Annotated in this window: 12 protein-coding genes; 7 read left to right on the top strand and 5 right to left on the bottom strand. The window is 28.9% G+C overall.

Features of this window, described 5'->3' with window-relative positions; all coding sequences use genetic code 11:
• Nucleotides 1–56 precede the first annotated feature (56 nt).
• The 3 genes from ACQ3F0_RS13055 (at nucleotide 57) to ACQ3F0_RS13045 (ending at nucleotide 3780) form a co-directional block, all read left to right on the top strand.
• Nucleotides 57–1421: an ABC transporter substrate-binding protein gene (locus tag ACQ3F0_RS13055; RefSeq protein ID WP_428865727.1), complete on the top strand. Its 1365-nt coding sequence runs from the start codon at nucleotides 57–59 to the stop codon at nucleotides 1419–1421.
• Between the two features lie 191 nt (nucleotides 1422–1612).
• Nucleotides 1613–3109: a sensor histidine kinase gene (locus tag ACQ3F0_RS13050; protein ID WP_428865726.1), complete on the top strand. Its 1497-nt coding sequence runs from the start codon at nucleotides 1613–1615 to the stop codon at nucleotides 3107–3109.
• On the top strand, nucleotides 3106–3780 hold the full coding sequence (locus tag ACQ3F0_RS13045; RefSeq protein WP_428865724.1) for a response regulator: 675 nt from the start codon (nucleotides 3106–3108) through the stop codon (nucleotides 3778–3780). Before ACQ3F0_RS13050 ends, ACQ3F0_RS13045 begins: the two co-directional genes overlap by 4 nt.
• A 44-nt stretch (nucleotides 3781–3824) precedes the next feature.
• Here ACQ3F0_RS13045 and ACQ3F0_RS13040 read toward each other — a convergent pair whose 3' ends face one another.
• From ACQ3F0_RS13040 to ACQ3F0_RS13020, 5 genes are all read right to left on the bottom strand, one after another.
• Nucleotides 3825–5018: a DUF2705 family protein gene (locus ACQ3F0_RS13040; RefSeq protein WP_428865722.1), complete on the bottom strand. Its 1194-nt coding sequence runs from the start codon at nucleotides 5016–5018 to the stop codon at nucleotides 3825–3827.
• A complete protein-coding gene (locus ACQ3F0_RS13035) occupies nucleotides 5018–5926 on the bottom strand; it encodes an ABC transporter ATP-binding protein (protein ID WP_428865721.1) in 909 nt (302 codons plus the stop codon). The genes ACQ3F0_RS13040 and ACQ3F0_RS13035 overlap by 1 nt, the downstream gene beginning before the upstream one ends.
• A gap of 95 nt (nucleotides 5927–6021) precedes the next feature.
• Nucleotides 6022–7080 carry a hypothetical protein gene (locus tag ACQ3F0_RS13030; RefSeq protein WP_428865720.1) on the bottom strand — a complete coding sequence of 353 codons (1059 nt, stop codon included), beginning with the start codon at nucleotides 7078–7080 and terminating at the stop codon, nucleotides 6022–6024.
• Nucleotides 7064–7948: an ABC transporter ATP-binding protein gene (locus ACQ3F0_RS13025; RefSeq protein WP_428865719.1), complete on the bottom strand. Its 885-nt coding sequence runs from the start codon at nucleotides 7946–7948 to the stop codon at nucleotides 7064–7066. Before ACQ3F0_RS13025 ends, ACQ3F0_RS13030 begins: the two co-directional genes overlap by 17 nt.
• Complete coding sequence (locus ACQ3F0_RS13020) at nucleotides 7948–8352, bottom strand: GntR family transcriptional regulator (RefSeq protein WP_428865718.1); 405 nt, start codon at nucleotides 8350–8352, stop codon at nucleotides 7948–7950. The genes ACQ3F0_RS13025 and ACQ3F0_RS13020 overlap by 1 nt, the downstream gene beginning before the upstream one ends.
• Before the next feature lie 530 nt (nucleotides 8353–8882).
• On the opposite strand from ACQ3F0_RS13020, the gene ACQ3F0_RS13015 reads away from it, so the two are divergent.
• The 4 genes from ACQ3F0_RS13015 (at nucleotide 8883) to ACQ3F0_RS13000 (ending at nucleotide 12582) form a co-directional block, all read left to right on the top strand.
• Complete coding sequence (locus tag ACQ3F0_RS13015; RefSeq protein ID WP_428865717.1) at nucleotides 8883–9317, top strand: hypothetical protein; 435 nt, start codon at nucleotides 8883–8885, stop codon at nucleotides 9315–9317.
• Nucleotides 9318–9528: 211 nt separating this feature from the next.
• Nucleotides 9529–10158: an NfeD family protein gene (locus ACQ3F0_RS13010; protein ID WP_428865715.1), complete on the top strand. Its 630-nt coding sequence runs from the start codon at nucleotides 9529–9531 to the stop codon at nucleotides 10156–10158.
• A 165-nt stretch (nucleotides 10159–10323) separates the two neighbouring features.
• Nucleotides 10324–11751, top strand: coding sequence for a flotillin family protein (locus ACQ3F0_RS13005; RefSeq protein WP_428865714.1), 1428 nt, complete (start codon nucleotides 10324–10326; stop codon nucleotides 11749–11751).
• A gap of 210 nt (nucleotides 11752–11961) precedes the next feature.
• Entirely contained in the window at nucleotides 11962–12582 is a 621-nt protein-coding gene (locus ACQ3F0_RS13000; RefSeq protein ID WP_428865713.1) for a hypothetical protein, read from the top strand.
• Nucleotides 12583–12632: the final 50 nt, after the last annotated feature.

Genomic DNA, 12632 nt, shown 5'->3' with positions numbered 1-12632 from the left:
TTTTTCAAATGGAGACTCAATACTTAAATATAAAAATTTTTTTGGGGGGTAAAATTATGAATTTGAGAAAGGTTTCAAAATTATTGGCATTTGCATTAGTAACTACTTTAAGTATCTCGTTATTAGCTGGATGTGGTAAAACTGAAAATGAAAAGCCAGCATCAAATGATGAGAAGGCTACTACAGAAGATGCAGAAATTAGTGGAACTATCAATTATTCTTCTATGTGGAATGAGGGAGAACCTCAAGCTGAAGCTTTAAAAGAAATGGCAGTTGCTTTTGAAAAAGAAACAGGTGTGAAAGTAGAATTTGAATTTGCAGGAAGAGATGTATTGACAAAAATCAGAAGTAGACTTCTTATGAATGATGCACCAGATTTAGTAGATCAAGATTTAAGTGAATTAAACGGAGCGCTTTTAAAAGATGGTGAAGAAATGGTTATGCCTATCAATGATTTATTTGAAAGTAAAGGACCAGAAGATCAAGAAACTTTAATGAAAGTTTTCAACGAAGATATTGTTAAACTTTATGAGAAAGGTGGAAATTTATACTATCTTCCATATTCTTATATTACTTCAGGGTTTTTCTATAATAAAAAATTCTTTGCAGAAAAAGGATTGGAAGCTCCTAAGACTTGGGATGAATTTATAACTGTAAATACAAAAATTAAAGAAATGGGAATTGCACCATTAGCATTAGATGGTAATATTTCATTCTACAATGCTTATTATTACTATTGGGCATTAGAAAGAGTTTTAGGAAAAGGTGCTTTATCAAAAGCAGCATCAGATAAAACTGGTGAAGCTTGGGATGATGAAGGATATTTAAAAGCTGCTGAACTTGTTTACGAGTTAAGTAAAGGTGGAAAGAACTTATTTGAAGATGGATATGCAGGAAGTAACTACCCAGCAGCACAAGGAGATTGGGCTTTAGGTAAAGCAGGAAGTATTCTTTGTGGAACATGGATTCCTGTTGAGACAAAAGATATAGCTGGTGAAGAATTTGAATTTGGTTTTTATCCTTTCCCACAAGTAGAAGGTGGAACAGGGGATACAACTGATGTTGAAGCATACTTAATCGGATGCGCAATACCTAAAGATGCTCCAAATGCAAGTGCAGCTAAAGCTTTCTTGAAATTTATGGTTAGCAAAGAAAATGCACAAATGTATGTTGAGAAAACAATGAATATGTCAGCTAGAGCAGATGCTGCTTACCCAGAGATATTAGGAGATGTTAAGCCTGTAGTAGAAAGTGCAACAACTTTCCATTTATCATATGATGGAGCTATGGCTGCTTATTCAGAATGGTTTGCAAATGTATTCTACCCAGTAGATAATGACTTAGTATTTGGCACAATCACTCCTGAACAATTCGTTAAACAAATGAAAGAAAAATCAATAGAATATTGGAAAAATAAATAGACTGAATGCAAAGGAGCAGAGGAATCTGCTCTTTTACTTTTTTTGGGTAACCATGCTATAATAGAGATAAAGCACTTGAACAATAAATCTATACAAGTCTAAAACTTATTGTTACCTGAGATTTTGTACATGTATAGATTAAGTTTACTTATGTTTTATCTACAGAATAAAAGATTTACGAGGAGTTAATTATGATATGGTTATTTTTCACATATATTATTTTTAATATTTTTCTAATAGTAAAAAATTATAGAACAAAAAATATAGTTTGGCTTAGCACTATGCTTATTGGATTTTCATTAGCTATGTTTGGATTAGCTTTTTATACAGAGTATTTAAGTAGTTCTCACTACACTGTAAACGGACTTTATTCTAACATTTCAAATTATATATGGAAAATAAATTATTTTTTGAAGCTTGATATAAATGACCAATATAGAATAATGAACATAGGTACTGCCATATATATATACGGAGCTATTTGTTTTTCAGTTTCATTTATTGTGAGCAAACACTCTAAGAAAGTAGCTTATTTGGTATTAGCAGTTTTTCCTTTAGTATTAATAATATTGTTTGATCCAGATGTACTAAAGGTTATATATAAGATAAATAATAGAGTGATTTTTAATGGATATGTAAATTCAGATTATTATATCAAGGTGAATTCTATAATAAAGTCATTAGCTTTAGTTTCCAATTCACTAATGAAAATTTACCTCGTAACCAGCATTATTGTTCTGTTATATATTGAAAGTAGAATCATACCGAAACTTAGAAAAAAATTCAAGTATATGTTTATTGGAATTATTCCTATACATTTTCTATTTCTTGTTTTATTTTATTGGTATCCTAATCAAAAGATAATTTTTAGCAGATTTGGACAGTTATCAAATATAAGCATTCCTTATAATGAGATTCTTTATAATGGAATAACAATAATATCAGTAGTATCTGTAATTTTATTAATCTATGCAATATTGAAATACAATATATTTGAAATAAATGTACGAAAAAATAATATAGATTTTGAAAAACAATTACATACAGCAAATATTGGAGGAAGGATATTTTCTCATTCAGTTAAAAATCAACTAATTGCAATAAGATACTTAGCTGAGGAATCTAAAAAGAAAGATGACGAGTTATTACAAAATGAAATAATTAGAATATGTAATGAGACTATAGAACAAATTAGTCAATTATCGAAAAACATGAGTAAGATAAAGCTAAAGTACAGTTTTGTTGATGTAAATAAGATTGTTCTTAAAATGATAGAAACTTTTAAAAAGATGAATCCTAGTATAACCTTTGATGTTATAGAGAAAAGAACTATTTATTTAAATATTGATAAGAAAGAGTTCAAAAAGGTTATGGAAAATATTATAAGAAATTCTATAGAAGCTTGTAGTTTTATGGATAGCCCTGAAATTACTGTTGTGATAGATGAGAAGGTAGAATATGGAGTGATTGAAATTCATGATAACGGTTGCGGTATGGATAAAAAAGATATAGATAAAATATTCCAACCATTTTACTCAACAAAAGCTACTGTTTCAAATTGGGGAATAGGACTAGCCTATTGTCAAAAGGTTATTGAAGCTTTTGGAGGAGTTATTGATGTAGAAAGTATTCTTGATAAAGGTACTAGTTTTAAATTGTATATACCAAATAATAGGGGGCAGTTATGATCAAATGTATTATTGCTGAAGATTTTGAAACACTAAATAATATATATTATAATTTAATTAATTATGAGAAAGACTTGGAGGTTATTGGTAGAGCATATAATGGGAGTGAGGTAGTAAAATTAGCACAAAAACATGAAGCGGATATTATTTTAATGGATATTGAAATGGATTCAAAAGATACAGGTATAAAGGCCACCAAAGAAATTTTGAATATGAATCCTAACATAAAAATTATCATGCTTACTTGCCATGAAGATGAAGAAGCAATTATTGAAGCTTATGAGGCAGGAGCAGTTGATTATGTTTTAAAAACAGCATCTTCTTCTGAAATTTTAGAAGCTATAAGACAAGCATATAACGATTCGTCTCCAATAAGGTCATATGCTGCCACTACTATAAGAAAGAAACTAGTTGAGTTTGAAAATTTGAGAAATAATCTATTAAATGTGGTTAATATGATATCTAGTTTAACAAATACAGAAATTGGTATTATGAATCTTCTTATGGATGGTAAAAAGCAAAAAGAGATTGCGGCCATAAGAGGAGTTGAATTAGTAACAATTAAGTATCATGTTGGGAATATTATTCATAAATTTGGATGCAAAAAAACTAGTGAAGTAAAAAAGCTTATGATAGAAACAGGAGCATATAAATTTTTGAAATCCAGATAACAAAATCCTCAGAAATCATTACTTCTGAGGATTTTATTATGAAGCTATATTAAAACGTCTTTCTTTACAAATACAAAGTGTGATATTAAGTAGCAAACAACTATCCAAATACTCATTACCAGTGAAGCAGATAATGGAGTTATGAAAGGTGTATTATAACCCATATTTAAAGAACCATCAAGTAAAGCATAGCTATTACCATATGTTATGAAACAATAAGGCATTACTTTCTTTATACTGTGTGATAAATTAGGAATTATAAATAAGGCAACTATAGTTACGTTACTTAAACTCATTGATAACATACTACTTTTCATAACAGTAGAGATAAGGAAAACAAAGGCAACAACTGCTATTATAAAGAGTATTTGAAGCAAAACTCCTTGTAGTGTAACTTTCCAAATAGGAGCAATATGAGAACTTCCAAGTATTTCTTTTATTTGTGGAGCTGCATTACTTGATACTATTTTGTCAAAATAAAATTTCTTACCCACTACTACAGGATAATTACTGCTGCCAAAGCCAAAGAAAACACCTACAAACAAGAATGTTAATATTTCAACAGATACTATTAGAGTTACACAGGTCAAAGCTATAGATATAAATTTGGAAAATAGAACTTTGCCCCTAGAAACAGGTTGAATTAATAGCACCTTCATTGTTGGAGGAGTATATTCTCCAGATACCATATCTGATGCAAAGATTGCTAATCCTATTGCTAGGAATATAGAACCCAAAATCATTATTATAGTCCCTAAAGCATTATAAGCATTAAACACATTATCGTTAGGTTCTATGTTATTAGCAATATAATATTCATTTAAGTCTAACTGTTGCTGAATACTCTCTTTAGATTCTTTTGTAAGAGTTTCATCCTTTAGTAGATTTTTTGAATCTTCGATTGTTTTGTTAACAGTTACTTTCCAATCTACTTTACCTTGTTCTTTTTCTAATTTATATTGTTCAATATTTGCTTCTTCATTTTTTATTAACTCATCTATTTGGTTTTGATAATCTTTGTCCACATCTGAACTTGTTTTATCAGCTTTGTAACGGTTAATATTTTCTTGGGCCATTTGAATCTTGTAATCAGGATCTTGCCATTTTTTATTATTCTCTATCATTTTATAAGTAGAGAATGTGATTAACACAGTAAGCAAAAGAAAAGCAATAAAAGTAACTAAAGTTTTGGTCCTTTTTAAAAGTTTAATTGTTTCATTTTTAATTAAAGTAAACATTATCTGATTCCTCCTTCAACAAGCTGCATATATCTTTCTTCAAGCTCTCTATGGCTCTTGAAAATTTCATCAATAGGGATTCGATGTTCTGCAAGAGCAAATACAATTTCGGGTATCAATTCTTCAGAGACTTTTATTGAAAAAGTATTTTCTTTTGATGAAAAATCTTTTATAAATGAAAGGGAACTTAGAATAGCTGTAGCTTTTTCAATTTCTTTAGTAATTAGAGTAACTGAAACTAATTTTTCCTTTTCTTTTTTATTTAAGCTTTCTACTGATTGAATAACGCCGTTATTAATAAAAGCAACTGTATCACATAATTGTTGGATTTCTGCTAGTATATGAGAGGAAACAAAAACAGCTGTGCCAGTTTCTTTTGCAGCCTTTTGTACTATTTCTCTAAAATCAAGTATTCCAGAAGGGTCTAAACCGTTTGTTGGCTCATCTAATATTAATAACGCAGGTTTTGATAATAAGGCTAAGGCTAATCCTAATCTTTGCTTCATTCCTAAAGAATATTTTCTGACTTTATCATTTATACGGTCTGTTAATTGAACTAATTCAACAACTTCATCTACTCTTTTCTTAGAAATTTTTCTGATTCTAGCAACCTGCATTAAGTTTTCTCTTCCAGATAAATAAGTATATAATTCAGGGTTCTCAACAACAGCGCCCACTTTGTCAAGAGCTAGCTCTCTTTCGCTTTTTATATCATGACCCATAATGGATATAGAACCTGAATTTGGAGCGATTAGACCTACAAGCATTCTTATTGTTGTAGTTTTACCAGCACCATTTGGCCCTAAAAATCCAAAAATCTCCCCTTTTTTTACTGAAAAGCTTACATCTTTAATGATTTCTCGTTTACCTAAACGTTTTTTTAGGTTTTTAACTTCTAAAACATTCATTATATTTCCTCCAATATTTTGATGATTATTTAAAAAATTTTCAAATTTATAAGTTGTTGCAAAATGGAAATAAATTGCTAAGCTTACTTCTCAATTTATTTAAAGTATTTAATGATTTTATTTGTTAAGATATATGTTACTATCAAAGTTATAAAAGCAGTAGGTGCAGCAATGTATGCATCTTCAATTGTATGAGCATTTGTGTCAACGGCTATAGTGGTTATCAACAATGTGAAACAGACAGATACACCAATTTTCAATATATATTCAAAAGATTTGAACATACAAAGTTCATTGATTTTTTCAAAGCTATTATTTTTGAATGATATAAATAATAAGCTTAAGAAGATGATAATACCTATGATTGAAAGTAAAGATAAAGTATTGAAGTATTTGACCAAATTATTATCATAAGTATAAAAATTAAATAAAGCATATATTCGAAGAACAAAATTTTCTAAATTAGCAATCGTTGCTTCTGATATTAATCTGGTTCCATTAATAACTGCAAAATATCCAATAAAAGGAGGGATAGTAACAGTTAGATAAAAAGGTACAATCAAGAATATAGAGCCTAATAATCCTCCGGTAAAAAATCTTCCGCAAATTGAGGAAACAAACATTATAAAAGTGAAAATAAAAATGTAAAGCAAAGTTTTTGAAATTATCCAATAGAGTAATAAATTATATATATTTGGAATAATAGAATAAATATTGGAATTTACAGAACAATTCCATAAAATGATTGCTAAATTTAGAAACATAGCAATGATTATTGAAATAAAAACTAATATCCATTTCGTGCCTATGATTTCTTCTCTTGAAAAGGGCATAGTACTGAGCATTTCATTTCTATTGTTTTGTCTTTCCTTTCCTACAATCCAAAAACTAATTATTATTAATGAACAAATTGAATAAAACATTCCACTATTATTTGAAAGACTAGATAAAGTGTTAGAGATATTTTCTGTAAACTCTATAGAATTATATGTTCCCATGGAAATTAAATCTTTTGACAAAGTTTTTAAATTTTGTGTTTCACGTATAAAGTGATTGGTGAATTCCATAAATAATGAAAGCCATAATATACCAATAAAACTTAAAGATGATTTGAATTCTTTATAAAATAAAGCTTTATTATAAAATTTCTTCAAGGCCATCACCTCCTAGAGAATGAATAAAAATATCTTCTAAACTTAAATCTATTTCTTCAAAAAGAATTAGGTCGCATTCTTCAAGTTCTTTTTTGAATGATTCATATTGAGAAGTAACAATAGTATAAACTCTTCCAATAGTATTTGAGGAAATAACTCCAGGTAAGTCCTGAATATTAGGAGGTGAATCTTTAAAAACTATTTGGATTTTTTTGAAATTCTCTTTCATATTATCTAAGGAACTGAAGTGTTTTATTTCACCATTATTCATAACTGCAATAGTATCACATATTTTCTCAAGGTCGCTTAGATTATGTGAAGATATAAATATTGTTGTTTCTCTTTCAGCAGTTTCTTCTATTAAAAGTTTTAAAATTTGGCTTTTTACTATAGGATCTATTCCGGACAATGGCTCATCTAAAATTAGTACTTCTGGTTTTATACAAAGTGCTAATAGTAGTGAAAGTCTCATGTTAATTCCTTTAGATAATTTTTTTAATGAAGAATTCAAAGGTATATTAAAAACTCTATTGATACTATGAAATTTTTCTATGTCAAAATCTTTGTAAGTAAGTGTATAGAATTTAATCACATCTTTTATCTTATGAAATTCAAAAAAAGAATTTGTATCTGGAACATAAGCAAATTTTTCTTTTATAGAGCAATTATTAAAAACCGGTTGTTCCATTATTTCTATTTGGCCATCTTCAACATCGTAAATACCTGTGAGACATTTTATTAAAGTAGTTTTGCCAGCACCATTAGGACCAATCAATCCAAATATACTTCCTTTTGATACAGTTAGATTTATATTATTAAGTATTTTTTTGTTTTCAATACTTTTATTTATATTGGATATTTTAATCACTATTTTTCACTTCCTTCTGTTACTGAATTTTTGTCTACTTCTTCATAAAAATTATTCATAAGGTTTATAAGGTCTTCTTTTTTTATTCCCATATAATGAGCTTCAATTATGATTTTTTTTATTTCTTCCTTCAATACCTTCATTCTATCCTCCTCTAGTCTTGGTTTATAATCTGAAGATACATAAGTTCCTCTTCCTCGTATAGTTTCTATTACCTTCTGCCTTTCAAGTTCCTTATAGGCTTTACTTACCGTATTCGGATTAGCGGTAATTAATGAAGACATTTCCCTTACTGAAGGGAGTTTTTCTCCAGGTTCAAGAATTCCTTTAAGTATGTTTTCTTTAATTCCATTTATAATCTGTTCATAGATAGGACGACTACTTCTACTATTTATTTTTATCAAATAAAGACCTCCTTTCAATACATTATTTCAGTTGACAGTTGTCAGTAATGGATACCTTTTGCAAGCAAAAGCTTTAATTATATTTTTGAATAATCATGAAACTGTATTAAGTGTATTAAGTGTACTGTGTTTATTAGTACACTAATAATAGTATTAATAATTTTGCTAATTGTCAAGGGAAAAATAAAATTTATTTTAGAAATAGATATCTAAGCTCAATAATAGATTTATACATGTACCATAACTCGTTAGTACCGGAGATTTTGGTACATGTATAAATTAAATTTCACAGTTGAATATATATAGTATGCAGCATAAATGGTGTGGTTTTTTCTTTCAATTATAAAAAAAGTATTAATAAAGGTGAAAAGCTATTGTAATTAGTATTCTTGGGTATTAGAATTAATTTAAGAAGAAGGAATGATTATAAATTGCGAAGAAAAGCGCTTCGCAATCTATTTCAATTGTGATCTACAGATTGGATAGAGATATCATTTCAAAATATAATATAGCAAAACAGGGGTGAAGACATGAAGAATAATTATATTAACGGTAAATACGGCTTAGATAGTTTTTCTAAGTTTTTATTAATAGTTGGTGTGCTTTTAATTCTTACAAAATCATATTTTGTTGCACCAGTTTTTATTGGGTATAGTATTTTTAGAATTTTTTCTAAAGACTTTCCAAAGAGACAAAAGGAAGAGATGGCATATAGAACTTTTGTGGGTACTATAAAATATAGATTAGGTGGCTTAAATTATAAACTATCTAAATATTTTAATAAAGGAATATTATTGAAAGTAAAAAATCAATATTATAAAGCTATTAGAAAAGTTGAACAGAGAAAAAACTTTGTTGTTGTAAAATGTCCAGAATGTAAGCAAAAATTGAGATTACCAAGAGGAAAAGGGAACTTAGTTGTTACATGTAAGATGTGTAAATATGAATTTAAAAAGAGAACTTAAAAAATCTAGAAACACTATAGCGGATAATTGATATAGTGTTTCTAGATTTTTTTTATCTTTTTTATAAAATTCTGTAACATTTTATACAAGTTAGCTCTCTTAATATGTGAATGAATAAGTGTAAAGATTTATTCATAAATATAGTTTAATTCAATGTTTATGGTATAATAAAGATTAATTACAAATCATTACTAGTTGAAAGGGGGATTAAATGACTATTTGGTGGGATACTTTAATGAATTTTGAAAAAATCTTTTGGACGATAGCTATTCCTTCAACTTGTTTGTTCGTTGTTCAAATGATTTTATTGATTATGGGAATTGATTCAGGTGGGGATGTTCCTGATTCTCTTGATACAGATAGTATTGGAGGAATAGATTTTGATGGGGATATGGATGATATAGAATTCGATCCAGAGACTGATGTGAACAGTTCAAATATACCTTTAAAATTAATAACCTTTAGAAATGTTGTAATATTTCTTACAGTATTTTCATGGACTGGTATAACTGCAATAGATAATAATTTAGGTAAATTTACTACTGTAGTCGTTTCAATTATTGTTGCTTCTGCTGTGGTTGGAATTTTGACTGCTGTTTTTAGAGCTTTATTAAAGCTTCAAGAAAGTGGCAATATCAACCCTAAAAACGCCATTGGAAAAGAGGGAAAAGTTTATCTGACTATACCAGAGAAGGAAAGTGGAGTTGGAAAAATTGAAATAACTTTTCAGGGCAAGTATCAAGTGGTAGATTCAGTTACAAGAGGACAGTCTTTAAAAACGGGTTCATTAGTAAAAGTAGTTGGAATAAAAAATGGCGATTTTGTTGTAGAAGCTAAATAAAGATGTTTAATCAGGGGATTGTATAGGATTTCTTTAGTGAAACTAAATTTACACTTGTCTCAAAATAGTGAAGCTTTAATACTTTTTGGACACGTATAAATTAATAGTTGAACTAGAAAGCCTAATTTTAAAATAAAAAATCATAATGGAAAAGGGGAAATTTATATGCCAGATTTAAACTTACCAGCAATTATTTTAACAGCCGTTATTGTTGTAGCATTATTTGTTGTAATAATAGCATTATTTTCAAGATACAAGAGATGTCCTTCAGACAAGATTTTAGTTATCTATGGTAAAACAGGGAAAAATACTGAGGGGTCTGACCGTTCAGCAAGATGTATTCATGGTGGAGCAGCTTTTGTATGGCCAGTTATTCAAAGTTATGAATACATGCAATTAACACCTATTTCAATTGATGTTAATTTAACTAAAGCCTTAAGTAAGCAGAATATCAGAGTTGATGTTCCATCAACATTTACAGTTGGTATATCTACTGACACTGAAGTTATGACAAATGCTGCAGAAAGATTACTAGGTTTAACAAGACAAAATATTCAAGATTTAGCTAAAGATATTATTTTTGGTCAACTTAGATTAGTAATAGCTACAATGGATATTGAGGAAATCAACTCTGATAGAGATAAGTTCCTAGCTAATGTATCTGCAAACGTTGAGCAGGAATTAAAGAAAATTGGTTTAAAACTTATCAACGTAAATGTTACTGATATCAAAGATGAGTCAGGATATATTTCAGCATTAGGTAAAGAAGCAGCAGCAAAAGCTATAAATGATGCTAAGAAAAGTGTTGCTGAGAAAAACAGAGATGGTGCTATTGGTGAGGCACAAGCTAAGAGAGAAGAAAGAATTAGAGTTTCTGAGGCTAATTCTCAAGCTATTAAAGGGGAGAACGAAGCTAAAATTACAGTTGCAATGTCTGATGCTGATAGAAGAGAAAAAGAAGCAGAAGCTGAGAAAATTGCAATTGCTGCAGAAAAAGTTCAAACAGCAAAAGCCTTACAAGAGGCATATGCAGCTGAACAAGATTCTGAAAAAGCTCGTGCAGAGAGAGATAGAGCAACAAATATTGCAGACATTATCGTAAAAGCTGAAATTGATAAAGAAAAAGTTCAATTAGATGCGGAAGCAGAAGCAGAAAGAATTAGACGACAAGCAAAAGGTGAAGCAGATGCGATATTATTCAAAATGAAGGCAGAAGCAGAAGGTACAATGGAAATTCTTAGAAAACAAGCTGAAGGTTTCAAAGAAATTGTTGAAGCTGCAGGAAATAATCCTGAAAGTGCTGCTATGCTTATGATTACTGATAAATTGCCTGAACTAGTTAAATTACAAGTAGAGGCAATAAAGAATATTAAAATTGATAAAGTTACTGTTTGGGATACAATGGGAGGCGGAAATGGAGACGGTACACCAGCTACTGCAAATTTCCTTTCAGGAATGTTAAAAGCAATTCCACCATTTGAAGATGTATTTAAAAATGCTGGCCTTGAACTTCCAGAAATTTTACAAGGTAAAAAACCAGAAGTAAAACTTGAAGAAACTGTTGAAGAGGCAGTAGACGCTGAAGAAGTATAGAAAATTTATAGAAGAATAAATTAATCTAAAGAAAGAGAGCTGATATAATAGCTCTCTTTCTTTGTGGTAAAAATAAAATCATTATATAGTAAGTTTGACTATATAAAAGGATTGTGTTATATTTAATGTAAAATAATAGTAATTATACTATGAGTAATCAATGAGGTAAAGTTACTTTTAATAGTGATATATTAAAATGGAGGGATTTTAGTGAAACGATTAATAATGATTTTACTAAGTTTGGTAATTATATATACAATAGTGGGGTGTAGTACCGATGAATACAAAAAACTAAGTGAAGAGGAGAGACTTCTTTTGGATATGGTTATATACAGTGAACAGAACAAATATGACCTTTTAAATAATGAGATTTCTCTTACTGATTATAGGAATAATGTTCAAAGTATTTTTTCTAGTAAATTTTCTGAAAACCAAAGAGCTATTTTTGGATTTGAGGGTAGAGAGTATACAGAAAGCGATCTAGAGAACATAACTGATGAAGAAGTAGAAAAATTAATTGACAATTTGAATGAGTCTGTTAATAAAACTGTTGGGAAGATAACTTATGAACCTATTGCAATATCAGGAGTTTATGAAGAGCCTGACGTGAGCTTTAAATATATTTTTTTAAAGACAAATAAAACTTTAGAAAAGGTGAATAAAGAAATTACAGTTTTTACAAAATATACTTTTAGTAAAGAGAATGCTGAATGGAAAGTATTAGGCATAGAAACCAAAAGTCCTAGAGAAAAAGAAGACATTGAAACGCTTAAAAATTTTAAAAATGAGCAAATAGAATATATAGAAGAATTTGATTTATCAAAGAGTTAAAAGGATGCGTAATGCATTCTTTTTTTATAGCTTTATAACTACAGATGTTG

The organism is Clostridium sediminicola, assembly GCF_050402865.1.
Lineage (GTDB): Bacteria > Bacillota > Clostridia > Clostridiales > Clostridiaceae > Clostridium_AF > Clostridium_AF sediminicola.
The sequence above is the reverse complement of the archived record's forward strand: the minus strand, read 5'-3'. Positions and strand labels throughout refer to the sequence as shown.

What these genes read in the sequence shown, in the direction of transcription:
- ACQ3F0_RS13010 (WP_428865715.1), top strand. Translation starts at nt 9,529, where the DNA reads ATGACTATTTGGTGGGATACTTTAATGAATTTTGAAAAAATCTTTTGG.
- ACQ3F0_RS13045 (WP_428865724.1), top strand. Translation starts at nt 3,106, where the DNA reads ATGATCAAATGTATTATTGCTGAAGATTTTGAAACACTAAATAATATA.
- ACQ3F0_RS13005 (WP_428865714.1), top strand. Translation starts at nt 10,324, where the DNA reads ATGCCAGATTTAAACTTACCAGCAATTATTTTAACAGCCGTTATTGTT.
- ACQ3F0_RS13055 (WP_428865727.1), top strand. Translation starts at nt 57, where the DNA reads ATGAATTTGAGAAAGGTTTCAAAATTATTGGCATTTGCATTAGTAACT.
- ACQ3F0_RS13040 (WP_428865722.1), bottom strand. Translation starts at nt 5,018, where the DNA reads ATGTTTACTTTAATTAAAAATGAAACAATTAAACTTTTAAAAAGGACC.
- ACQ3F0_RS13035 (WP_428865721.1), bottom strand. Translation starts at nt 5,926, where the DNA reads ATGAATGTTTTAGAAGTTAAAAACCTAAAAAAACGTTTAGGTAAACGA.
- ACQ3F0_RS13050 (WP_428865726.1), top strand. Translation starts at nt 1,613, where the DNA reads ATGATATGGTTATTTTTCACATATATTATTTTTAATATTTTTCTAATA.
- ACQ3F0_RS13015 (WP_428865717.1), top strand. Translation starts at nt 8,883, where the DNA reads ATGAAGAATAATTATATTAACGGTAAATACGGCTTAGATAGTTTTTCT.